Below are 22,215 nucleotides of genomic sequence, written 5' to 3' on the forward strand. Positions count from 1 at the left end.
GCACGCGATACATCAATAAGGCCGGCAGACAAGAAAACACCCGACGCCAGGAAGACGCCGGGTGCGAAAGCCAGCCTGTGTGGCGAACTTACTTCGTAGCGGCTTCGTAGCGCTCCAGGACGTAGTCCCAGTTGATCAGGCTGTCGATGAAGGCTTCGAGGTACTTCGGGCGCAGGTTGCGGTAGTCGATGTAGTAGGAGTGTTCCCATACGTCGACGCCGAGGATCGGGTCGGCACCATGAACGAGCGGGTTTTCGCCGTTCGGGGTCTTGGAGATTTCGAGCTTGCCGTTCTTGACGGAAACCCATGCCCAGCCGGAGCCGAACTGCGTTGCGCCGGCAGCGGCGAAATCGGCCTTGAACTTGTCGTAGCCGCCGAGATCGGAAGCAAACGCAGCTTCGAGCTTGCCCGGCAGCTTGTTGCCGCCGCCGCCCTTCTTCATCCACTTCCAGAAATGGATGTGGTTGTAGTGCTGGGCAGCATTGTTGAAGAGGCCGGCATTGGTGCCGAAGGACTTCTTCACGATTTCGTCGAGCGAAAGATCGGCAAGACCTGCTTCCGCAGCGAGCTTGTTGCCGTTGTCGACATAGGCCTTGTGGTGCTTGTCGTGGTGATATTCGAGCGTCTCACGCGACATGAAGGGCGAAAGGGCGTCGTAATCGTAAGGAAGTTCAGGCAATTCGAAAGCCATGGTCATATCTCCTCTTGGCAAAAAATTGCGTCGGCAGGTGAAGCGGAACATAGGAGCCGTCGCCTGGAAGAGCAACCGGCGACATGCCAAAAAAGTTGCGTGCGGGAGCAAAAATTGCCCTATTTTTCAATCAGGTATAGCATAGACTTAGAAATTAACCTCGCCGCATATGATGATGCCCGAATACAGGGCGAACGACTGCAGCGAAATGTCGACAAGGCATGCTCCCCAGGTTAGTTTTGCGGTTCTCCCGTCGTAACGAGAAATATCTGTGACGATCGCCTGCCTGCACACCGCCGAAAGCAATATCGCCGTCTATGAAGCGGCGGCAAACGCGCTCGGGTTGCCTGATGGCATGCTGCGTCATCATGTCCGCGCCGATCTTCTTCTCGCCGCCGAAAAAGTAGGGCGTCTGACGGATGAGATTTCGGCCGAAACGGCGGCCCTCCTCTGGCATCTGGCGGAGGATGCCGATGCCGTCGTGCTGAACTGCTCGACGCTCGGCCCGGCGGCGTCGAAGATCGCGGCCGGTGCCGGAGCCCCGATCATCCAGGCGGATGCTGTGTTGGCAGAGCAGGCGGTCAAGGCGGGCGGCAAGGTTATCGTGCTGTGCACCGTCGAAACGACCATCGCCCCGACGACTGCACTTTTCGAAGCAGCGGCTAAGGCGAAGGGTGCCGAAATCGAGGTTCGGCTGGTGCCGGGTGCATGGGCGCACTTCCGGGCGGGCGATCTATCGGCCTATCTTGCGTCTATTGCCGATGCGGTAAAAGCGGCCAGCGGCGAAAGTGCTGTCGCGATCGCTTTCGCTCAAGCATCAATGACCGATGCAGCTCATCTTCTTCCGGAAAACCGCCCGCAACCTATGACCGGTCCGGCGGCCGCACTTGCCGCCGCAATGGCGAAGATTATGGGTAGCTGAAGCGCTACAAATTCCGCCCGAAATAGACGTTCACCTCAGCGATGCGGTCGCCGGCAAAGCGGATCAGCTCGACATTGCGAAAGCTGGCGCCATCCATCTTCTCGGCGCGATAGCCGACGATCACATCGTCGCCATCGGGTACAAGATGTTCGATATGAATGTCGCGGAACACCTTCTCCTTCGGCCAGCAGTGCTCGAAATACCGCTTCCGGTCGATATGATCGTCGCGCGGGCTGGAAAAGGTGAAATCCCGGGTCAGCATCGGATCGACGATATCGGGATGCTGCGCGACATAGGCGGCGAAGAGACGTTTAACCGCATCGCAACGGGCACTTTCGAGAGAATTCATGATCTGCCTCCTCCTTCGGACAAGGGTGATTTTTGCCGTTCACCACAGACCGATTGCAAAACGCAATCGGTTAATAACATAAGGCAGCCGAACCAACAAGCCGCTTTGCGGGCTTGGCAGCGTTGCCCGCGTGGTCCAAACTTCCCGGCAATCCTCATGATCAGGAAGCAACCGCAGTGTCCGAGGCTCATAACCACATGTTGGAAAAGCTGCGCCGCCTGGCGGCAAAGGATAACCGCCCGACCGTCGCGCCGAGCGGCATCGGCAGCTATTCCACGCTTTTTACCTTCGTCACGCGCGAACGCGAGCGCATTGCCGGCTCGGCCTTTTCACAGGTTTCAATCGTTGCCATCCTGGAAGGTTCCAAGGAAATCGTCAGCATGGGACGGCAGCGGCATTTTTCGGCCGGTACGGTGCTCGTGTTGCCGGCCGGTTGGAGTGGCGATGTCGTCAACGATCCCGATCCGCAGACCGGGGTCTATCGCGCGATCTTCATCACCTTTCCCGAGGAATTGACACGGCGGGCGGCAAAAGCCTTTCCGCCTGCGCAGACCGCATCGCAGATCGACCTGCCGCTCGATCCATTGCTGGCCGCTGCCATCGGCCATGCCGGCGAAGGCATTGCCGGTGGAAGCCTGCCGATCCCACTGATCGAGCACAGACTCGTGGAAATACTCATGGTGCTCGGCATGCGCGGTGCCCTGCCCGGTTCGCCGGAGACAACCGCCGAGGCGGTACGGGCGCTGGTGCGCTGGCAGCCGGACCGTGCCTGGACAGCCGATCTCATCGCCGCAGAACTCGGCACCAGCAACGCCACACTACGCCGGCGCTTGACACGCGAGGGCGCTTCCTTGCGAGAGGTACTGGCAAGCGAGCGCGTGGCGCTGGCAACGATCCTTCTCGCGGAGGACGGACTGTCACTGCGGGAAGCCGCCCTTGCAACAGGCTATCGCTCGCCGCGCCGCTTTGCCGATCGACTTCGCAGCGCGTGAGCGTTTTCGGACGCATTTTGAGCGCTTGTGTGCACCGAGGCTCAAGACGGATTTGTTAGACCCTGCCCTCAAGAGCCAAACGCGAAAGGGCAAATCATGAAATCCATGCTCAACCTTCTAAACGCCACCGTCATCGCAGCAGTTGTCGCCAGTCCAGCACTATCGGCCGATCTCAAGGTGACATTTGCAAAGAGCGATGGCCGGATGCTGCTGCCCGAAAATGCCTCCTGCATTTCGACATCATCCGACAAGTCGGCACCCGGTCCCAACAAGAGCCTTGCCGTCTCCTGGTCGAAAGGGCCGAAGGGCACGCGATCCTATGCGCTGACGATGGTCGATCCCGACGTGCCCGCCGATTTCTCGCTGTTCAATAAGGCCGACAAAACCATCCCGAAGGATTTCAAGCGGATGGAATTCGTTCACTGGGTGCTGGCCGATATTCCCCCATCGCGCACCGGCCTTGCCGAAGGCACGGACGGAAGCGGTCCCTCAGCCAATGGCCTGCCGCTCGAGCGCACGGCCTATGGGCGACGCGGCCAGAATGGCGCCGGTGGCGGCAACTTGAAGGATGGTCCGCATGGCGGTTATATGGGCGCCTGCCCGCCCTGGAATGACGCGCGTGTCCACAGCTATCACGTCACCGTCTATGCGCTCGATGTCGACCGACTGAACCTGCCCGATCTCTTCACCCGCACCGATCTCATCGCCGCCGCGAAAGGTCATATCCTCGCATCAGGCAGCCGCGAACTGTTTTACACATTGAATGCAAAGGCCGAGAAATGACCGAGACGAGATGGGATGCAGCAGCACCGGCCGAGCCGGAAACCGCGCATTGGATGCGGAACCTGATCATCTGCCTCGTCGGTTCGTTCACGACGATCGTGGCGATGACGCTGCTACTCCCCTTCCTGCCACTCTATGTCGAGGAACTCGGCGTCAGCGATAAAGCCGCGATCGTGCAATGGTCCGGCATCGCCTATGGCGCCACTTTCTTCGCCGCCGCTTTCGTCGCGCCGCTCTGGGGGCGGCTCGGCGATATCTATGGCCGCAAGCTGATGCTGATCCGCGCCAGCCTCGGCATGACGGTCGCCATCTCGCTGATGGGCATGGCCGGCAATGTGTGGCAGCTGGTGGCGCTGCGCCTCTTCACCGGCCTTGCCGGTGGCTATGCCTCGGGATCGATGGTGTTGGTGGCAGCCCAGACGCCGAAGCATCGCTCCGCCTGGGCGCTGGGTACGCTTTCGGCTGGTATCATGGCCGGCAATCTCGTCGGACCGCTGATCGGCGGCGCTCTGCCGCCTATTATCGGCATTCGCGGCACATTCCTGCTGGCAGGCGGCGTGATCTTCTTCACCTTCCTGGCGACGACCTTCCTGATCAAGGAGGAGAAGTCCACGGCACGGAAGAAGGCTGCGAAGGCCAGCGGCAGCTGGGCCTCCATTCCGGACAAGCGCCCCGTTATCGCCATGCTGTCGCTCGGCCTGCTGCTGATGCTCGCCAATATGTCGATCGAGCCGATCATCACGGTCTATGTCGCGCAATTCGTCACGGACGCCAATGTGACGATGGTCTCGGGCGTCGTCATGGCTGCCGCAGCGCTCGGGAGCATCCTGTCGTCCTCATGGCTCGGCAAGCTTGCCGACCGCATCGGCTATTGGAGCGTCATCATGGCGGCGCTTGCCGTGGCGGCGCTCCTGCTGATACCGCAGGCTTTCGTGACCTCTGCCTGGCAATTGATCGGCTTGCGCCTCCTGATGGGTGTGGCGCTCGGCGGACTTCTGCCCTGCATCACCGCCGTCATCCGGCATAATGTGCCCGATGCGGCGACGGGCAGCATCCTCGGGCTCTCCATCTCCTCGCAATATGTCGGTCAGGTGGCAGGTCCCGTGATGGGTGGCTTCGTCGGCGGCCATATCGGCATGCGTGCCGTGTTCCTCGGAACCTGCGTGCTGCTGGCGATCGGCGCGATCTATTGCTGGTGGGTCAGCCCGAAGAAGGAAGCGGGATAACTCCGCTGTCATCGCCTTCACTAGGATCAGAATCGCGGCCTGATTGCCGCGATTTTACCCAAGCCATGTTGAGCTGAAACAGGCTTTTGATATTCTTCCACCATTGGTAGTTGTGGGGATATCTCTATGCCGCTTCCAAGCTTCGAAACCGAGCGACTGATCCTTCTGCCTCGCACGATCGCCGACCTTGACGATTGCATCGCCATGGATCGCGACCCGGACGTGACGCGCTTCATTCCCGGCCCATGGCAGGACGCAGTCGCACATCGAACCTTCGTGAAAGGTCGGATCGAGGCGGATTTCGGCGATGGCCTGGGATATTGGTCGATCCGCGCCAAAGAGAATCCCAAGCAATTCCTCGGCTGGATACTATTGATACCCGCCGATGCCATCGGGCCTGATATTGAGATCGGATGGCGGCTGAACAGGCTTGCCTGGGGCAAGGGTTATGCGACGGAGGCGGCAAAGCCCGTTCTCGCCCATGCCTTCCAGACACTCGAACTTGATCGCGTGATTGCCGATATCGCCCCTGGGAACGCGGCATCCATCCGCGTCGCACAAAAGCTCGGCCTCTCACAACCGCGCAAGGCCGCGTATCACGATGAGCCCTTCGCCTCCTACAGCATGACGAGGGTCACCTTCGAGGCTGAGCTAACGAGGCAATGAACTCATTGCCCCGGCTGATGACGCGACGCGCGTGATGCCGGCCGGATAGCGGGTCCCGTCATCGGCGGCCATATCGGCATGCGCGTCGTGTTCCTCGGAACCTACGTGCTGCTGGCGATCGGCGCCGCCTATTGCTGGTGGGTCAGCCCGAAGAAGGAAGCTTCGATGTAAGGATCGATGACTTTGCTCTAGCTTGACGTCTGGAGATCGATCCGGGCAGCATTGCGCCGACCGTTATAGCCGACCACAGATAAAATCGACCCCAGAACGCGCGATCGCCTCCAGCGTTTCGCGCGTATCGCCTGCGCGCGCTCGAACGGCAAGCGAATGCATGACGGCGGATGCGAGCTTTGCGAGAGTTGCAGCATCCGTGTTATCAGGGAGTTCGCCCCGCTCAATCGCAAGCTCCACGCGTTCCTTGATCGCATCATCGAATTCATTCAGGCTGCGGCGCAACACCTCCCGCACTCGATCATGCTGAATAGCCTCTGCTGTGGCAGTGCCGATCAGGAAGCAGCCACGCGCCGCAGTCTCGCCATGCAGGTATATTTTCAGAGCCTCGGCATAGATGCGCGCCAGATTTTCTCGCAGCGGCAGAGCCGGGTTGAGTGCCTCAAACAATATATCGAGGCTGTCCTCACGGTAGCCTTCCAAGGTGTCAAGATAGAGGTCCTCCTTGTCGCCGAATGCGCCGTAGAGGCTCGGCCGGTTCAGTTTCGTCGCGACGCTCAAATTATCCAATGAGGCTGCGGAGAACCCCCTATCCCAAAAAACCTCCCGCGCCCGCCCGATGACTGCTTTGGCGTCAAAAGCGCGCGGACGACCCTGTTTTTTCTCACTCTTCATATTTTATACTACTTCGCACAAAAATCTTGACCGAATGAATTTTATGCGAAATGGTACAAATATTCAATAGATGCCGACGCCATATCTCGCGCCTGTATCGAAAAGGAGAGAAACCCATGAAACTCTATATGCACGCCGCCGCTTGCTCCCTGTCGCCGCACATCGTTTGTCGGGAATTAGGACTGGATGTTGAACTGGTCGAAGTTGATCGGAAGACTCATCGGACGAGTTCGGGCGAGGACTACCTTGCCATCAACGGCAACGGCTACGTGCCGGCATTGATGCTGGATGATGGGAGGGTGCTGACCGAAGGTCCTGCCATCGTGCAATTCCTCGCGGAATGTTCACCGGAAGGCTCGCGCCTCCTGCCGGAAGCCGGAACCTATGCCAGAAGCCAGGTTCAATCTTATCTGAATTTCATTACCGCCGAACTGCATAAGCCAATGGCGATGCTGTTCAATGCCGCTTATGAAGGCGCTCATGCCGGCATCCATGAGTTGGTGTCCAAACGACTGGATTGGCTGAACAGCCGGCTCATCGGCCCCTATCTGACCGGTGACGACTTCACAGTCGCCGACGCCTATCTCTTCGTCTGCTTGAACTGGTCGCCGTGGATCAAGATCGATGTTGCACGGAGGCCGGCGTTACAGGAGTTCATGGCTCGCGTCAGCGCAAGACCGAGCGTCCGCCACGCGCTCCAGGCCGAAGGCCTTGAGGCCTTCGAGACCAATGGTGTTTTCTTCGCGCCGCGATCCTACATTGCTTCGGCAGGTCGTGTAGCAACACCCGTGCGGCCATAAACGGCCGCACTCTTCTGCATGCCCTCTCCTTGTGAGAAGGGTTTATTCCTCGCTGGCACCGCGGCCGTGCGCCCAATCCATGTAAAGTTCCAGCGCCTTGCGGGCGACCGGCCCTTCCTGGAATTCGCGGCCATCGAGACGATTGACGCTGACGACTTTGGAATAGTTGCCGGTCGTGAAGATCTCGTCGGCGCCCATGAACTGCTCGACTGACAGGGTTTCCTCGCGCACGTCGAAGCCTTCCTGGCGCAGCAGGCCGATGACGCGGGCACGGGTGATGCCGGCAAGGAAGGTGCGGTTGGCGACCGGCGTATAGACGATGCCGTCCTTGACCATGAAGACGTTGGATGACGCCGTCTCGACGACATTGCCGTTCATGTCGCGGACGAGCGCATTGTTGAAACCGCGGCCTCTCGCCTCCAGGATCATGCGGCCGCTGTTCGGATAGAGCGAGCCGGCCTTGGCGTCGGTCATTGCCGTTTCCGGCGACGGACGGCGGAAGGGCGAGACCGTGAGCGTGATGCCGCCATTGCCACCAAGCGGCGCCTCGAACAGGCAGAGCGCGAAACGTGTCGATTCCGCATCGACGGCAACGACGCTGCCCGGCGAACCATGCTCGCCCCAATACATCGGCTTGATGTAGATCGGCGTCTTGCCGTCGAATTTCCTGATGCCCTCCCAGGCGAGCGCCTCGATCTCCCCAGCAGTCTTGATTGGCTTCAGCCCCATGGCGATGGCCGAACGATTGATGCGCTGGCAATGGAGGTCGAGATCAGGTGCGATGCCATCGAACCAGCGGGCACCATCGAACACGGTCGAGCCAAGCCACATGGCATGCGAAGTCGGCCCGATCAGCGGCGGATTGCCGGAGAGCCATTCTCCCTCGACATAGGTCCAGGTGGTGGTGCGGGGCGACGTATCGACGGACATGGTATTTCCTCCCTTTGAGCGGTTCAGCTTTCGCGGGATCGCGGAACCGCTCCATCTTTTTGTTTTCTCGCAATTCCGGACGGAAAGCCGTGACCGCGCTTTGGCGGAATTGCTTTAGATGGCGAAGAGCAAATAACCCAGCAACCCAAGGGTCAAGCAGAAACTGCGCGGCAAAATTCATTTGCAACAAAGCGCCCGATACCGCATTCATAACGCAATTTTCATGCGTCGAAACAACAGCTTGACGAATGGGTCCATCAGCAAAAGTGATGAACCATGGGGATTGTCAGGAGAGAGGGAGAACTGCCATGAAAGCGATGTACTACGAGGCCTTCGAGGCACCGCCCGAAATCCGCACCGTGCCAGATCCGACGCCGGGCGAAGATGGCGTTGTTATCGCCGTCGGCGCGACCGGCCTTTGCCGTAGCGACTGGCACGGCTGGATGGGTCATGATCCCGATATCAGGCTGCCGCATGTGCCGGGCCATGAGCTTGCCGGCAAGGTGGTGGCGGCCGGGCGCGGCGTCGTACGCTTCAAGGTCGGTGATCGCGTCACCGTTCCCTTCGTCTCCGGCTGTGGCCACTGCGCCGAGTGCCATTCCGGCAACCAGCAGGTCTGCCCCAGCCAGTTCCAGCCGGGCTTCACCCATTGGGGTTCGTTTGCCGAATATGTCGCCATCGACTATGCCGACACCAATCTCGTCCACCTGCCCGAGACGGTCGATGACGCAACGGCGGCAAGCCTCGGCTGCCGCTTCGCCACCTCCTTCCGCGCCGTTGCCGATCAGGCGAAGACGCGGCCAGGCGAATGGATCGCCGTGCATGGCTGCGGCGGCGTCGGGCTGTCGGCGATCATGATTGCCAGCGCCCTTGGCGCCAATGCCATCGCCATCGACATTTCCGACGAGAAGCTCGCCTTCGCCCGCGAATGTGGGGCAGTCGCAGCGATCAATGCGGCTGAGGTCGCCGATGTGGCCGAGGCGGTGCGCGAGATCACCAAGGGCGGCGCGCATGTCTCGATCGACGCGCTCGGCCATCCCACGACCTGCTTCAATTCCATCAAGAACTTGCGTCGCCGCGGCCGGCATGTGCAAGTTGGCCTCATGCTCGGCGATTATGCTACACCGCAGATCCCGATGGCGCAGGTCATCGGCCACGAACTGGAAATCTACGGCAGCCACGGCATGCAGGCCTGGCGCTACGATGCCATGCTCGACATGCTCGCCGCCGGCAAGATAGTGCCCCAGAAACTCATCGGCCGCAGGATCAGCCTGGAAGAAGCCGTTCCGGCGCTGATGTCTCTTGATAAAGCCGAGGGCAAGGGCATCAGCGTCATTACACGGTTCTGATATATCCCGGTGCTATGCGCATCGAGAGAAACGGCAATCCAGAAAGAGGAAACGCTCATGGCATGGTCTGCCGGCCAATATCTGAAATTCGAAGATGAACGCACGCGCCCCTCGCGCGACCTGCTGGCTCAGCTACCGCTGGATCGGATCGAACGCGCGATCGACCTCGGTTGCGGCCCCGGCAATTCGACCGAGCTGATCATCGAGCGCTATGGTGTTGCCGGCGTCTCCGGCCTCGACAGCGACGACAACATGCTGGAGGCGGCGCGCAAGCGCTTGCCCGGCACAAGCTTCGTCAAGGCGGATCTCGCCGCATGGCGGCCGGAAGAACCGGTGGATCTGCTCTTTGCGAATGCGGTCTTCCAATGGCTCCCAAATCATCTCGATATTCTCGATGGGCTGATGGACGGGCTGAAACCCGGCGGCGTGCTTGCCGTGCAGATGCCCGACAATCTGACGGAACAGAGCCATCTGATGATGGAAGAAACCGCAAAGAACGGTCCCTGGAGCGATGCCTTCGCTAGGAAGGGCATCCGGCGCGATCCGCTGCCTGCACCTTCGGTCTATTACAACAGGCTGATCGGCAAGTCACAGCGCGTCGATATCTGGCACACCAACTACAATCACGTATTGGCGAATGCAGCCGCGATCGTCGAATGGGTGAAAGCCACTGCCCTGCGCCCCTATCTCGACCATGCCGGCGACGAGCATCGCGATGCGTTCACCGCCGAGTATCTGAAGCATATCGAGAAAGCCTATCCGCCGCTTGTCGATGGCAAGGTGCTGTTGCGCTTCCCGCGGCTCTTCCTGGTCGCGGTGAAGAAATAGGTTATCTATCAGCCCCGATATGCCTATTGGCGGCGGTGCGTCGATCCCATCGACAACCGGCGCCGGCCCGCGCTACAGCGCCGCGCGCCATATGTGGCGCGCAAAGGTCGCTGTAACACTTTAAATCTGCTGCATAATTTTATCCTTAAATCGATTCCGATTTAAGGAATTATGCAGTAGAACATGACAAGCCAAAGCTGAAACAGCAATAGCTCCGAGGAGATAGTCGATGTCGTTCAGAAGCCCCGAATATGGCCTCCAGAAGGAGATCCGCGCATGACCACCCCCGACGTCGCACCGGCCCCGCCGCTGACATTCGTGATCTTCGGCGCCGCCGGCGATCTCACCCGGCGCCTGCTGATCCCGACACTGATCAACATGACCCGCAGCGGGCTTATCGGCGAGGACTTGCATATTCTCGGCATCGGCATCGAGACAGGCGGCGCCGACATGCTACTGGATCGCCTGGAATCGTTCCTGAAGACATCAGGCGATATGGACGATCCGGAGCGGCAGGCCGCATGGCAGAGCCTGCGCAAGCGCATCAGCTACATCTCCGGCGATTTCACCCAGAACGACGTCTACAAGGAAATCTCGGATTATCTCTCGCATGCGCCGAGCGCCAACGCAGCCTTTTATTTCGCCGTGCCACCTCGCTTCTTCGGCGATATCGCCGAGAAACTCTCTGAAAACGGGCTGATGAACGAGACGACTGGTGCCTTCCGCCGCATCGCGATCGAAAAACCCTTTGGCCATGATCTTGCCTCGGCACAGGCTTTGAATGCGCGGCTGCTGAACCATGTATCCGAAAGCCAAATCTACCGCATCGACCATTTCCTCGGCAAGGAAACCGTGCAGAACATCATGACGACGCGCTTCGCCAACATGATGATCGAGGCACTGTGGAACAACAACTATATCGACCACGTGCAGATCACGGCGGCCGAGCTTGTGGACGTCGGCACGCGCGGCAAATTCTACGATGGGACCGGCGCGCTACGTGACATGGTGCCGAACCACCTCTTCCAGTTGCTAGCAATGGTGGCGATGGAGCCGCCGAGCAGCTTCGATGCCGAATCCATCCGCAATGAAAAGGGCAAGGTGCTGAAGGCGCTGCGCGTCTATTCGCGGGAGGAAGCAATCAAGAACGGCGTGCGCGGCGCCTATACGGCCGGCCCGATTGCCGGCAGGGACCTGCCGGCCTTCACGCAGACACCCGATGTCGCGCCCGACAGCAACACCGAAACCTTCGTGGCGCTGAAACTCCTAGTCGATACCTGGCGCTGGGCCGGCGTGCCCTTCTATCTGCGCACGGGCAAGGCGATGAAGGCGCGCGATACGGAAGTGGTCATCACCTTCCGACCGGTACCCTTCGCCCAATTCCCCCGCCACGAATCCCGTCCCGAGCTGCCGCCGAACAGGCTCATCATCCAGGTGCAGCCCGACGAAGGCCTGGACATGGAAATCTCGATCAAATCGCCGGGGCTGGTGTTGAAAACCGCGCCGGTTTCGCTCGACTTCCGCTATGCCGACAGTTTCGATATCGGCAAGCAGACCGGTTACGAAAGCCTGTTCTACGAACTCTTCGTCGGCGATCAGACGCTCTTCCAGCGCGCCGACGGCATCGAAGCCGGCTGGGCGGCCGTACAGCCCTTCCTCGACCTCTGGGCAGAAGGCGGCAAACCCGACCCTTACGCCCCCGGCAGCACCGGCCCCGCCTGCGCCGACGAACTCATCGAGCGCGACGGCCGCAAATGGCATGAGATCGATGGGACGCCGAAGGGCAGGAAGATCTGATGCTGAAGAAGATCAGCCATAGGGGCCGACTGCCTGCCTTTCACGGGGCGCAACGTAGTGAGGTCGGTCCTGCCTTCTGAACAACGAAAAGCCGCCAGGAATTAACCGGCGGCTTTCTTTTCAAGGCAATAGCTGCCTCAAATGAACTGGTGCAGGCCCGGAACGGAATTGACGACCTGGTCGACTACCTCGTCGCCGGCATGCTGGCGGGCAGTTGCAATTGTCTCCTTGGCGAGCGAACCGATTTCGCTCATGCTGAGGCCGCTGCTCATCAACTGCTGGCCGAGGGCCATCAAGCCGCCACCGCCGCCGACTGCGCTGAGCAGGCCGCCGAGCAGGCCACCGCCACCCGTTTCCTCGCCGTTATATTGCGCAACGAGATCGGAGGCGCCGGGAATGGATTGGATCATCTTGGTGACGGGACCATCCGGAGCTTCGCGCTGCAGGAAACCGAGAATCATGCCGACGGCCTTTTCCGCAAGGTCGGGAGCGATGCCGGCTTTGGTCGCGATCTGATCAATAACTTCGTTCACTGTGGCCTCCTGCCTTTATAACGTTAACGTCAACGTAACTGAATGTGGCAATCGGCACAAGACGCGCCGGCGGCATCATTCTACCAGAAGCGGAACTGCGACGCGAATGGTTGTCCCTCTTCATAGGAGTTCTTATAACAGTGTCAGAACAAATCGATGAACGGCCCTGGCAGCTTTTGAAAGGCTGTTGTGCCGCCGCCCTAGTACCGGAAGATTTTGGATCGAATCGATCCAAAATCTCCCGGTACTAGAATCAAATAGGTAGAGCATGATGCCGAAAACCGGTGACCCTTTTCGGCATCATGCTCGAGCATTTCCGCTTTTCTTCGAATCGCGAAAACGCTCTATCTTTTGTTTTTTCGCAGTTCCGGACGCAAAACCGCTTCGCACTTTTGCTGGAAGTGCTCTAAGGGAGACGACACCATGCAGCAGCAGGATGGACAGATTTTCGTCGGCGCGAGCCGCAATCCGGATGAAAGCATCAACAAGGACGAGTTCCTGACGCTGAAATTCGGCAACCGCCACGGCCTCGTCACTGGCGCGACGGGCACCGGCAAGACGGTAACGCTGCAGGTGCTGGCGGAAGGATTCTCCAAGGCCGGCGTGCCCGTTTTCTGTGCCGACATCAAGGGCGATCTTTCGGGTATCGCCGTCAAGGGCGAGCCAAAGGATTTCCTGCTGAAGCGCGCCGAGGAAATCGGTCTCTCACCCTATGAATTCGATCAGTTCCCGGTCATCTTCTGGGATCTTTATGGCGAAAAGGGCCATCGCGTGCGCACAACCATCGCCGAGATGGGACCGCTGCTGCTGGCGCGCCTGATGGATGCGTCCGAGGCGCAGGAAGGCGTGCTCAACATCGCCTTCAAGATCGCCGATGAGAACGGCCTGGCGCTGCTCGATCTCAAGGATCTGCAGGCGCTGCTGAACTATATGGGCGACAATGCCAGCGAGCTTTCCAGCAAATACGGCCTGATCTCGAAATCGTCCGTCGGCTCAATCCAGCGGGCAATGCTCGTGCTCGAGCAGCAGGGCGCGGAAAACTTCTTCGGCGAACCGGCGCTGAAAATCTCCGACATCATGCGGGTCAGCAACGATGGCTACGGGCAGGTTTCGGTGCTTGCAGCCGACAAGCTGATGATGAACCCGCGCCTCTACGCCACCTTCCTGCTGTGGCTGCTCTCAGAACTGTTCGAGGAATTGCCCGAAGTCGGTGATCCGGAAAAGCCGAAGCTGGTCTTCTTCTTCGATGAAGCGCATCTGCTCTTCAACGACGCACCGAAGGTGCTGATCGAGCGCGTCGAACAGGTGGTGCGCCTGATCCGTTCCAAGGGCGTCGGTGTCTATTTCGTCACCCAGAACCCGCTCGACGTACCGGAAACGGTGCTGGCGCAGCTCGGTAATCGCGTGCAGCATGCGCTTCGCGCCTATACGCCGCGCGAGCAGAAGGCCGTGCAGACAGCAGCCTCGACATTCCGGCCCAATCCAGCTTTCGATTGCGCCAGCGTCATCACGACGCTCGGCACTGGCGAGGCGCTGGTGTCGATGCTTGAGGGCAAGGGTGCGCCTTCCGTCGTCGAACGCACGCTGATCCGCCCGCCATCGGGCCGTATCGGCCCCGTCACCGATGCCGAGCGCCAGGCCATCATCAACGGCAGTCCGGTTGCCGGCGTCTATGACGAGACGATCGACCGCGAATCCGCCTATGAGATCCTGACCGAACGGGCACGCAAGGCGGCTGCGCCGCAGAGCGAGAGCGCCGGCGATGGCTGGACCTTGCCCGGCTTCGGGGGCGACAGCAGCAAGCCGGCAAGCAGCGGCCGTTCGGGCTATCAGCGCGAGACGATCCTGGAAGCGACGATGAAGAGCATGGCCCGCACGGTGGCGACGCAAGTGGGGCGGGCGCTGGTGCGGGGTATTCTCGGCAGCCTGAAGCGGTAGAAGATTACCCTCCCCTTGAGGGGGAGGGTCGGAGCGAAGCTCCGGGGTGGGGTGATCCGCGACAATCTCTGCAGGTCCGAATGTCACCCCCACCCGCCGCTTTGCGGCGACCTCCCCCCTCAAGGGGGAGGTGTTAATTCCCTCAAGGGGAGGGTGAAGATCAGCGCACCGGCGCAACCAACGAGAAGAACGCGCCCTGAGGATCGGTCGCCTGGACGATCCAGCTGCCGCCGGGGACCTCCATCGGGCCGTTGACGATCCTGCCGCCGCCTTCCGTGATGCGGGTGATTGCAGCGTCGATCGCCGGGACGTTGATATAGAAATTCCAGGCAGCCATCGGCATTTCCGCCGGCTTGGTCATGATACCGCCGAAGTCGCGATCGCCGATCTTGAAGATCTTATACTTACCCATCGGCCCCATGTCGAAATCGGAGCTCAGCTCCCAACCGAACATCTCGCTATAGAAATCGAAGGCCCTCGGGCCGTCGTTAGAATAGAGCTCGTGCCAGCCGAAATAGCCGGGTGTTCCAGGAGCGGGCGGCTCCCAATCCTGACCCGGCAGCGGCGTGAACAGGCAGAAGGCTGCACCGTAGGGATCGGAGACGACGGAGAACCGGCCGACGCCTGGAATATCCGTAGGCTCGCGATAGGTCTTGCCGCCCTTGGCGACAACGGCCTTGGTGGCATCATCGACATTGGGAACGCCGATATAGCCCGTCCAGCAGGGCGGCGTGCCCATGGACTTCGCCTCGTCAGGCAGGATCATCAAACCGGCAACAGGGCCTGCACCGGCGCTGAAAAGCGTATAATCCATGCCAACATCAGGCATGCCGGCATCCGCCGCATCCCAGCCGACGACCTTGGTATAGAAGGCTTCCGCCGCCTTCATGTCCGTCGTCATCAGCTCGTACCAGACAAAATATCCCTTCTCTGCCATGATCTCTCTCCCTATTGTGATTGTGACGGTCATCCGTCTCATCCTGAGCCTGATGTCGGCGCAAGCACATCACGGCCGACGAACGTGACGGCCGAATGATGGTCAATCAGTTGATCCGTCGCTCCTTGGCGAGCAGGCTCCAGGTCTTAACTAGGCGCAGGGTGTAATAATTCGACCCCTTGCGCCGCATGGCATGAATTTGGCAGTCTCGTCATGCTTCAATGGCAGCAGGAGCCCGCCTTCGCCGCCTCCTGATATTCGTCGTGGCGTCGCACGAAATCCATGGTGTGGCCTTCATTCCGGCCCTTCGGCGCATTGTCGAGGATCATCAGCGTGCCGATCATTTCCTCGCCGCCGCGGGCATAGCTGGAATAGGTGTGGAAGATATTCCCGGCTTCATCCTTGTAGAAGGCGCTGAGACCAGGCAACTCGTCGTTGCCGTCGGCGGCGTTCATATCGTTGAAATTATAAAACACCTTTTCACCGGCGAGCTGCTCTTTGGTGAAAGAGACGTGATAATCGAAATTGAAATCGTTGGAGAATGACGACACCCATGGGAACTTCCAGCCCATGCGTTTCTTGTAGGCCTCTATCTTTTCGATTGGCGCGCGGGCAACGGCAACCAGCGTGACATCGTGATGGTTGAGATGCGGAAGCGTTCCATCGAAATGATCGGCAAGGAAGGAGCAGCCGGTACATCCGGCATCCCAATCCGGGCCGAGCATGAAATGATAGACAATCAGCTGACTGCGGCCATCGAAGAGATCTGCAAGTGTCTTCTTGCCGGCCGGCGTGTCAAAAACATAGTTCTTCTCGACCTTTACCCAGGGCAAAGCCAAACGCTCCGCATTGACGCGATCACGAAGATGCGTGGCCTCCTTTTCCCTGGCGAGCAGTTGACGGCGGGCCTCCAGCCACACTTCCCTGGAAACGACCTGGTTCATTATCCGCGCCCTCCTCCGGCGTTTTCATTTCCAAATCTTGACAAATATATTGATATCAATATTAATGAATCATGTCAAACGCAGTCGAAATCCCCTTTGAAACCACGCTGTTAGTGCGCGACACCTGCCTATGCCTGCATGTTCAGCGAGCAGCGCGCGCTCTTGCCCGTCGCTTTGACGAGGCGCTGCGGCCGTTCGGCCTTACCAACGGCCAGTTCTCCCTGATGATGTCCCTGAACCGGCCCGTGCCGGCATCCATGGGATCGGTCACAGCACTCCTTGCAATAGACCAGACGACGCTGACGGCGGCCTTAAAGCCGCTGGAACGGCGGGGGTGGGTCAATATTATGCCGAATCCAAAAGATCGACGCGCCCGCCTGCTCAGCCTCACCCCATCCGGCAAGGCAGCACTCGCCGCCGCCGTGCCAATCTGGAAGACGACGCACGCCGCGCTCGAAGAGCGACTGCCCGACGGCAGCGGTGACCGCCTGCGCAGCGATCTTGCTATTCTGCTTTGAATTGCGCCTCAGATAGCCGTGGATCGCCCTCGAAATCCTGTCTTTCGAAGCCGATGCGGCGTCGTGGGAATTCGCACAGCGCCTGTACCCCGACGCGCGACAGCCGGATGCGCCAGGTCTGGCGTTCAACGGGTTCGCGGGCGGAGAAGGCTCTGGCCGTGAGCAGCGCTATGTTCATACCTCCGCGAGGATCGCGGACGGAACGATAGAGGATTGCCTCGATGCCGCCGGTTCGCGCTGCCTCTGCAAGCGACTGGCACGCCTCGTAGTCGATCGGATCGGTCCACAGCTTCCGATCGCGATCCAAGGGAGACGCAGTCAGATCGATCGCCGCCTTCGTCGTAATCGCAGCAGCAAAGGCGGTATATTCGGCGGCATTGGCGGGCAACGGCGTATCGGGGGAATCACGGAAAAAGAGCAGCCGATAGAAGCTCATTTCAGCCAGCGCCGTCTCTACCTGCTCCGAGGCATAGAAGACCCCGAGCGTGCGGCCGGCGCGTCGAAAACGGGAACCGTGGGGATAGATCGCCCCATAGCGAAATGGGGTGGCAAGGAGATAGTCGAGCCCGGCGCATTCAGGCGGTAGAACCGGCTTGCTTTCCTCGAGGATGCTTTCGAGAAGCGCCTGCTCCTCCAACGTGTCCACGAGCTTCAGCGTCGAGACCTGATGCTGCGATTCCACCAGCCGCCAATATTGGCCGGAAATAGCCCTTGCCTCAGACGAGAGCGCGGCGGGCGTCCAGATAGGCAAGGACATCGGTCAAACCAGAAATCGAAATGATCTTGTCGATTGGCGCTGCGCCAAAGGCGATATTGCCGTTACGCAGCCATTGCCGCGCCACAGCCTCGTCGCCACCGACGATAGCGTCGAGCGAACGGAAGAGACGCACAAGAAGCACGGCAAGTTCGAAAGGCTTGCTATCGCGCTCCAATAGATGATCCTGCCGCTTCATGCGCGACACCGTCGCCTCAGACACACCGATGATGGCCGCCAGGATACGGGCGTTCAATCCCAGCCTTTCGGCAGCGTTGACGACGGCCTTGGTCATGACGAGTGCTTCGCCGGGCATCGTCTGGCCTATTGCCGGGGCTTTTATCATGACTACTTCCTTTCCTAAGAAAAGATATAGCATTTTTCTTGCAAAAGAAAAAGAGCGACAGATCAAACTGTCGCTCCTTTTCAATATATTCCGTATTTCCGGCCTTCAATCGGCCGGCGGCGTGTTTCGCGTCAGACAACAGCAACCGGCACTTCGGTCGAGGTGCGCAGGGCGTGGCTATAGGGGCATACGATATGGGCGGCGGCGGCGAGCTTTTCAGCTTCGGCCTTGTCCAGGCCGGGAATATGGACGGCCAGCGAAACTTCGATACCGAAGCCGGTGCCATCCGCGCGGGGACCGACGCCGACAGTCGCCGTGACCTTTGCATCTTCCGGAATCTTGACCTTCTGCTGGCCTGCGACAAATTTCAAAGCGCCGAGGAAGCAGGCGGAATAGCCGGCTGCAAAGAGCTGCTCAGGATTGGTGCCGGTGGCGCCATCACCACCAAGCTCCTTAGGAACAGTAAGAGTAACGTCAAGGACGCCATTTTCGGAAACTGCATGGCCGGCGCGGCCACCGGTGGCGGAAGCTTTGGTCGTATAGAGAATAGGCATGTCATGTCTCCTTCGGTTGGATGAGCTTTATATATAACACGATTTAATCGTGCGCAATATATTTTTTGCAAATGTTTCAAGAAAGTGAATGCGACAATGCCGTCAATACGAGGATAGCGATGGGGTGATATGACGGGGAGCCGGACTACGCGACCAGCGCCGGCAGCCGAGGGTCAAGTTGGCAGTGGTTTGAGATCGCTTTCGAGGCGCCGCGTAATTCCGGTCAGGACGGCAAACAAAAAGGGCGCCAGTGGCGCCCTTTTTTCAATGATGCGGTATCAGGCCGTGACCAGGATCGGCGCCCGCTCTGGAACGCGATCATAAAGATCGATGACATCCTGGTTCAGCAGACGGACGCAGCCAGAGGAAACGGCCTTGCCGATGGAGCGCCAGTCCGGGTTGCCATGCAGGCGGTAAAGCGAATCCTGCTTGTCCTCGAAAATATAGAGAGCACGCGCTCCTAGCGGGTTCTTCAGGCCCGGGTCCATGCCGCCGTTGGCGATGGAATATTTCACAAGCTCCGGCTGGCGGGCGACCATTTCATCCGGCGGATTCCAGCGCGGCCATTTCTTGCGCCACTGGATGACGCCCCGGCCCTGCCAGGCAAAGCCTTCGCGGCCAACGCCGATACCGTAGCGCATCGCCGTGCCCCCTTGCTCTGTGACATAGAGCATGCGCTGGGTAGTGTTGACGATCACGCTGCCGGGTGCCTCGCCGGTAGGGTCGACCACCCGCTGACGATAGAAGCGCGGATCGATCTGCTGGTAGGGAACCGCCGGAATGATGAAGCCGCCATCCTCGACGGAAGCGTAGATTACGGCCGGATCGGGTTGCTCACCGTCATAGCTGGAGAACCAGGTGCGGAACGGCCTCGGCGAGCCGGTATATTGAACCGGGCTGACGACGGGGCCGCTGTTGATGGTGGAGGCACAGCTGGCAAGCGTCGAAACAGCGCCGAGACCAGCAAGAGCGAGGAAATTACGTCGGGATAAGGATGAAGGAAGGCTCATGTCGACAGCATAGTTCCTTTGGTGGAGGAAGCGAAACCCGCATCAACAGGCTGATTCGGTTCCCCGAGAGGTTCGCAGAGACAGAGGCAAAACTAAAGAGCGCTAATCATCCCGACTATCGCACTTATGCAACATCACGAAAATTTGTGGTAAAATACCGCTACAGAACGACAATTTCCGCCTTTTCAGGCACTCGATTGTAGAGATCTATCACGTCCTGGTTGAGCATACGAACGCATCCAGAGGATGCGGCCTTGCCGATAGACTGCCAATCCGGCGTACCGTGAACCCGATAAAGCGTATCCCGGCCGCCCTGATAGATGTAGAGCGCACGCGCGCCAAGCGGGTTGGTCGGCCCCGGATTCATGCCGCCGCGCTCGGCCGATAGCGGCCTGATCTGCGGGTCGCGCGCGACCATTTCGGCCGGCGGAGTCCAGCGCGGCCATTTCTGCTTCCACTGGATCACGCCCCTGCCATGCCAGGCATATCCGGCAGCTCCGAGGCCGACACCATAGCGCATTGCCTTGCCGCCCGGTTCGACGAAATACAGGAAATGGTCGCGCGTATCGACAACGATGGTGCCGGGGCGCTCCTTGGTCTGGTAGTCCACTTCCTGCCGCAGGAAGCGCGTGTCGATGCGCTTATACGGGATGGCCGGCAGCGTGAAATCATCCTCGCTGCGTTGTGCATACATGGCCTGATGCACCGGATTGAAGGTCGGCAGACCATAGGTCTGATGGAATTGCGTCTGGAAGAGATCACGCGCCTGCGGCACGGGCTGCACCGGCAGGCGTTTTACCCTGTTCGGCTCGATACCCTCGGGACGATAGAAGACCGGCGTGGTTTCCTGCACGAAACGATCCGGGTCGGTGGCGCCCGTATCAGGAATGATGCTGCAGGCGGACAATGCTGCCAGAGAGGCAAGAGCGAGCAGGCGATAGGAAACGGGCAGCAGATCGACCATTCTCGGAAACCAGTTGGGACACATCGGATCGGCCGCATAATGACCGCCGCGGCTGGAGCGAGGCTGGCGTCGAGCACCAGATAGTGCGAGCGAAGATATTCCGCGGATCCGCCAAACTTCTGTTTTCCCGTGCGGCATCATGGGCTAGACCATTATCGGACGGAGGATCGCATGAATATCGACAGTCTCGACCCGGGCATTTTCGGCCAGACCGACCACAAGGTGTGGCTGAAGCTGGTGGAAAGGGCGCTGAAAGGCAAGGATTTCGAGGAAGCGCTGGGATCGCGAACGGATGATGGTATAGCCATCCAGCCGCTTTACGAGCGGCGGCGCGATTATGCCCCGCTCTCGCGCCGGCGGGCCGACCTTCCCTGGACGGTGACGCAGCGCATGGACGATCCGGACCCCGAGCGAGCAATGGCGCAGCTCAGCGACGATCTTGCCAACGGCGCAAGTGGTATCAGCCTCATCTCCAAAACCTCTGCTTCGGCCTTCGGCATCGGCATGGATGCTCAGTTGCCAATCTTTTCCGAGGTGCTGGCAGCAGCATCCGCCAAGACTACAACTTTGCGCCTTGATGGCTTTACTTCCGGCATCGCGAAAATGATGGCAGCCTCGATTGTTGATGGGGGTGCCCAAAGTCTGCATCTTGGACTCGACGCTTTCTTGTCAGCCGGAAATTTTGCCAATTTTTTGAGCGACATCAAATACTTCAAAGAATTGAAGCCGGCTGGGACGATCGTCAATGCAGACGGTCGCATAGTGCATAATGCCGGCGGGACCGAGGTGCAGGAGCTGGCGGTCATAGCCGCAAGCCTCGTCGGTCACCTGAGATTGCTCGAAGAGGCCGGCCTTTCGCCGGAAGCAGCGCTTGCGGCAACCAGCCTTTGCCTTTCGGCCGATCAGAACCAGTTCACGACGATCGCGAAGATGCGGGCGGCGCGGCTGATCTTCACCCGGATCGCCGCGGCCTGCGGCGTCGCCAATCCACAGCCGGCGCATCTCTTTGCGGAGACGAGCTATCGCATGCTGACCCGCCTCGATCCGGAGACGAATATTCTGCGCAATACGATCGCGGTCTTCTCAGCCGGCGTCGGCGGCGCCGACGAGATCTCCGTCCTGCCGCACAGCCTGACACATGGCATTCCCGATCCGCTGGCGCGGCGTCTGGCGCGCAATACGCAGACGATCCTCGTGGCAGAGAGCCACCTCGACCATGTCGTCGATCCCGCCGCTGGAGCCGGCGGCATCGAGGCGCTGACCAATGCACTGGCCGCGCGGGCATGGGACATCTTTATTGAAATCGAAGGCCAGGGTGGATTGGCGAAGGTCATTTCCAGCGGTCGCCTGGCGGCGATGGTTGCGGAGGCGCGCGAGAGCCGCATCGCCAAGCCTATCGTGGGGACGACGCTGTTTGCGATGAGGACCGAGCGGCCGGTGACGGTTTTGGGGCCTTTGGGTCCGATTGCCGGCGGGATGGGGTTGATGCCGATACGGCTGGATGAGGGGGTGGAGGGATGAGGATGAATATTGCGCTC

At 59.8% G+C, this 22,215-nt stretch carries 24 protein-coding genes and 1 pseudogene; 13 read left to right on the top strand and 12 right to left on the bottom strand.

Annotated elements, in window-relative coordinates; all coding sequences use genetic code 11:
* Positions 1-88: 88 nt before the first annotated feature.
* Positions 89-691 carry a superoxide dismutase gene (locus AC13QE_RS10490; RefSeq protein ID WP_488483587.1) on the bottom strand — a complete coding sequence of 201 codons (603 nt, stop codon included), beginning with the start codon at positions 689-691 and terminating at the stop codon, positions 89-91.
* A 271-nt stretch (positions 692-962) separates the two neighbouring features.
* Here AC13QE_RS10490 and AC13QE_RS10495 point away from each other — a divergent pair, with 271 nt between their 5' ends.
* Complete coding sequence (locus AC13QE_RS10495; RefSeq protein ID WP_488483588.1) at positions 963-1,613, top strand: aspartate/glutamate racemase family protein; 651 nt, start codon at positions 963-965, stop codon at positions 1,611-1,613.
* A gap of 4 nt (positions 1,614-1,617) precedes the next feature.
* Here the strand turns inward: AC13QE_RS10495 and AC13QE_RS10500 are convergent, their stop codons facing one another.
* Entirely contained in the window at positions 1,618-1,962 is a 345-nt protein-coding gene (locus tag AC13QE_RS10500; protein WP_015339175.1) for a nuclear transport factor 2 family protein, read from the bottom strand.
* 176 nt (positions 1,963-2,138) lie between these two features.
* Here AC13QE_RS10500 and AC13QE_RS10505 point away from each other — a divergent pair, with 176 nt between their 5' ends.
* The 5 genes and pseudogenes from AC13QE_RS10505 to AC13QE_RS10525 form a co-directional block, all read left to right on the top strand.
* Positions 2,139-2,954, top strand: coding sequence for a helix-turn-helix domain-containing protein (locus AC13QE_RS10505; RefSeq protein WP_488483589.1), 816 nt, complete (start codon positions 2,139-2,141; stop codon positions 2,952-2,954).
* Positions 2,955-3,050: 96 nt separating this feature from the next.
* The gene (locus AC13QE_RS10510; RefSeq protein WP_488483590.1) at positions 3,051-3,737 is read left to right on the top strand and encodes a YbhB/YbcL family Raf kinase inhibitor-like protein; all 687 of its coding nucleotides are present in this window, start codon (positions 3,051-3,053) and stop codon (positions 3,735-3,737) included.
* Positions 3,734-4,963, top strand: coding sequence for an MFS transporter (locus AC13QE_RS10515; RefSeq protein ID WP_488483591.1), 1,230 nt, complete (start codon positions 3,734-3,736; stop codon positions 4,961-4,963). The genes AC13QE_RS10510 and AC13QE_RS10515 overlap by 4 nt, the downstream gene beginning before the upstream one ends.
* A 126-nt stretch (positions 4,964-5,089) precedes the next feature.
* Positions 5,090-5,629: a GNAT family N-acetyltransferase gene (locus AC13QE_RS10520; RefSeq protein ID WP_488483592.1), complete on the top strand. Its 540-nt coding sequence runs from the start codon at positions 5,090-5,092 to the stop codon at positions 5,627-5,629.
* 39 nt (positions 5,630-5,668) lie between these two features.
* Positions 5,669-5,800, top strand: a pseudogene (locus AC13QE_RS10525) (MFS transporter); the annotation flags it as partial.
* A gap of 63 nt (positions 5,801-5,863) precedes the next feature.
* Here AC13QE_RS10525 and AC13QE_RS10530 read toward each other — a convergent pair.
* On the bottom strand, positions 5,864-6,475 hold the full coding sequence (locus tag AC13QE_RS10530) for a TetR/AcrR family transcriptional regulator (RefSeq protein WP_488483593.1): 612 nt from the start codon (positions 6,473-6,475) through the stop codon (positions 5,864-5,866).
* Positions 6,476-6,591: 116 nt separating this feature from the next.
* Here AC13QE_RS10530 and AC13QE_RS10535 point away from each other — a divergent pair, with 116 nt between their 5' ends.
* Positions 6,592-7,275: a glutathione S-transferase N-terminal domain-containing protein gene (locus tag AC13QE_RS10535; RefSeq protein WP_488483594.1), complete on the top strand. Its 684-nt coding sequence runs from the start codon at positions 6,592-6,594 to the stop codon at positions 7,273-7,275.
* A 42-nt stretch (positions 7,276-7,317) separates the two neighbouring features.
* Here the strand turns inward: AC13QE_RS10535 and AC13QE_RS10540 are convergent, their stop codons facing one another.
* Positions 7,318-8,205 carry a branched-chain amino acid aminotransferase gene (locus AC13QE_RS10540; protein WP_488483595.1) on the bottom strand — a complete coding sequence of 296 codons (888 nt, stop codon included), beginning with the start codon at positions 8,203-8,205 and terminating at the stop codon, positions 7,318-7,320.
* A 308-nt stretch (positions 8,206-8,513) separates the two neighbouring features.
* Between AC13QE_RS10540 and AC13QE_RS10545 the strand changes: the two genes are divergently transcribed.
* From AC13QE_RS10545 to zwf, 3 genes are all read left to right on the top strand, one after another.
* The gene (locus AC13QE_RS10545; protein ID WP_488483596.1) at positions 8,514-9,554 is read left to right on the top strand and encodes a zinc-dependent alcohol dehydrogenase family protein; all 1,041 of its coding nucleotides are present in this window, start codon (positions 8,514-8,516) and stop codon (positions 9,552-9,554) included.
* A gap of 57 nt (positions 9,555-9,611) precedes the next feature.
* The gene (tam, locus tag AC13QE_RS10550) at positions 9,612-10,382 is read left to right on the top strand and encodes a trans-aconitate 2-methyltransferase (RefSeq protein ID WP_488483597.1); all 771 of its coding nucleotides are present in this window, start codon (positions 9,612-9,614) and stop codon (positions 10,380-10,382) included.
* Between the two features lie 276 nt (positions 10,383-10,658).
* A complete protein-coding gene (gene zwf / locus AC13QE_RS10555; RefSeq protein ID WP_488483598.1) occupies positions 10,659-12,179 on the top strand; it encodes a glucose-6-phosphate dehydrogenase in 1,521 nt (506 codons plus the stop codon).
* Positions 12,180-12,316: 137 nt separating this feature from the next.
* On the opposite strand, the gene AC13QE_RS10560 is transcribed toward zwf, so the two are convergent.
* Positions 12,317-12,712: a hypothetical protein gene (locus AC13QE_RS10560; protein WP_132716098.1), complete on the bottom strand. Its 396-nt coding sequence runs from the start codon at positions 12,710-12,712 to the stop codon at positions 12,317-12,319.
* 423 nt (positions 12,713-13,135) lie between these two features.
* Between AC13QE_RS10560 and AC13QE_RS10565 the strand changes: the two genes are divergently transcribed.
* The gene (locus AC13QE_RS10565) at positions 13,136-14,650 is read left to right on the top strand and encodes a helicase HerA-like C-terminal domain-containing protein (RefSeq protein ID WP_488483599.1); all 1,515 of its coding nucleotides are present in this window, start codon (positions 13,136-13,138) and stop codon (positions 14,648-14,650) included.
* Between the two features lie 160 nt (positions 14,651-14,810).
* Here AC13QE_RS10565 and AC13QE_RS10570 read toward each other — a convergent pair whose 3' ends face one another.
* Both AC13QE_RS10570 and AC13QE_RS10575 read right to left on the bottom strand, forming a co-directional pair.
* On the bottom strand, positions 14,811-15,587 hold the full coding sequence (locus tag AC13QE_RS10570; RefSeq protein WP_488483600.1) for a VOC family protein: 777 nt from the start codon (positions 15,585-15,587) through the stop codon (positions 14,811-14,813).
* Positions 15,588-15,805: 218 nt separating this feature from the next.
* Positions 15,806-16,534 carry a DUF899 domain-containing protein gene (locus AC13QE_RS10575; protein WP_488483740.1) on the bottom strand — a complete coding sequence of 243 codons (729 nt, stop codon included), beginning with the start codon at positions 16,532-16,534 and terminating at the stop codon, positions 15,806-15,808.
* Between the two features lie 68 nt (positions 16,535-16,602).
* Here AC13QE_RS10575 and AC13QE_RS10580 point away from each other — a divergent pair, with 68 nt between their 5' ends.
* Positions 16,603-17,049, top strand: coding sequence for a MarR family winged helix-turn-helix transcriptional regulator (locus tag AC13QE_RS10580; protein WP_112335582.1), 447 nt, complete (start codon positions 16,603-16,605; stop codon positions 17,047-17,049).
* Here AC13QE_RS10580 and AC13QE_RS10585 read toward each other — a convergent pair.
* The 5 genes from AC13QE_RS10585 to AC13QE_RS10605 all read right to left on the bottom strand — a co-directional run bounded on the left by AC13QE_RS10585 (position 17,036) and on the right by AC13QE_RS10605 (position 20,677).
* A complete protein-coding gene (locus AC13QE_RS10585) occupies positions 17,036-17,806 on the bottom strand; it encodes an RES family NAD+ phosphorylase (protein ID WP_488483601.1) in 771 nt (256 codons plus the stop codon). The genes AC13QE_RS10580 and AC13QE_RS10585 overlap by 14 nt on opposite strands.
* Positions 17,766-18,149 carry an antitoxin Xre-like helix-turn-helix domain-containing protein gene (locus AC13QE_RS10590; RefSeq protein ID WP_488483602.1) on the bottom strand — a complete coding sequence of 128 codons (384 nt, stop codon included), beginning with the start codon at positions 18,147-18,149 and terminating at the stop codon, positions 17,766-17,768. The genes AC13QE_RS10585 and AC13QE_RS10590 overlap by 41 nt, the downstream gene beginning before the upstream one ends.
* 131 nt (positions 18,150-18,280) lie before the next feature.
* Entirely contained in the window at positions 18,281-18,703 is a 423-nt protein-coding gene (locus AC13QE_RS10595) for an organic hydroperoxide resistance protein (RefSeq protein ID WP_132716091.1), read from the bottom strand.
* 278 nt (positions 18,704-18,981) lie between these two features.
* Positions 18,982-19,713 (bottom strand): L,D-transpeptidase family protein, encoded by a 732-nt coding sequence (locus AC13QE_RS10600; RefSeq protein WP_015339157.1) that lies wholly within the window; start codon positions 19,711-19,713, stop codon positions 18,982-18,984.
* A gap of 160 nt (positions 19,714-19,873) precedes the next feature.
* Positions 19,874-20,677 carry a L,D-transpeptidase gene (locus tag AC13QE_RS10605; protein ID WP_488483603.1) on the bottom strand — a complete coding sequence of 268 codons (804 nt, stop codon included), beginning with the start codon at positions 20,675-20,677 and terminating at the stop codon, positions 19,874-19,876.
* Positions 20,678-20,848: 171 nt separating this feature from the next.
* Here AC13QE_RS10605 and AC13QE_RS10610 point away from each other — a divergent pair, with 171 nt between their 5' ends.
* On the top strand, positions 20,849-22,198 hold the full coding sequence (locus tag AC13QE_RS10610) for a methylmalonyl-CoA mutase family protein (RefSeq protein WP_488483604.1): 1,350 nt from the start codon (positions 20,849-20,851) through the stop codon (positions 22,196-22,198).
* The last annotated feature ends 17 nt before the right edge of the window (positions 22,199-22,215 follow it).

The organism is Martinezella sp. CNPSo 3957, assembly GCF_057784395.1.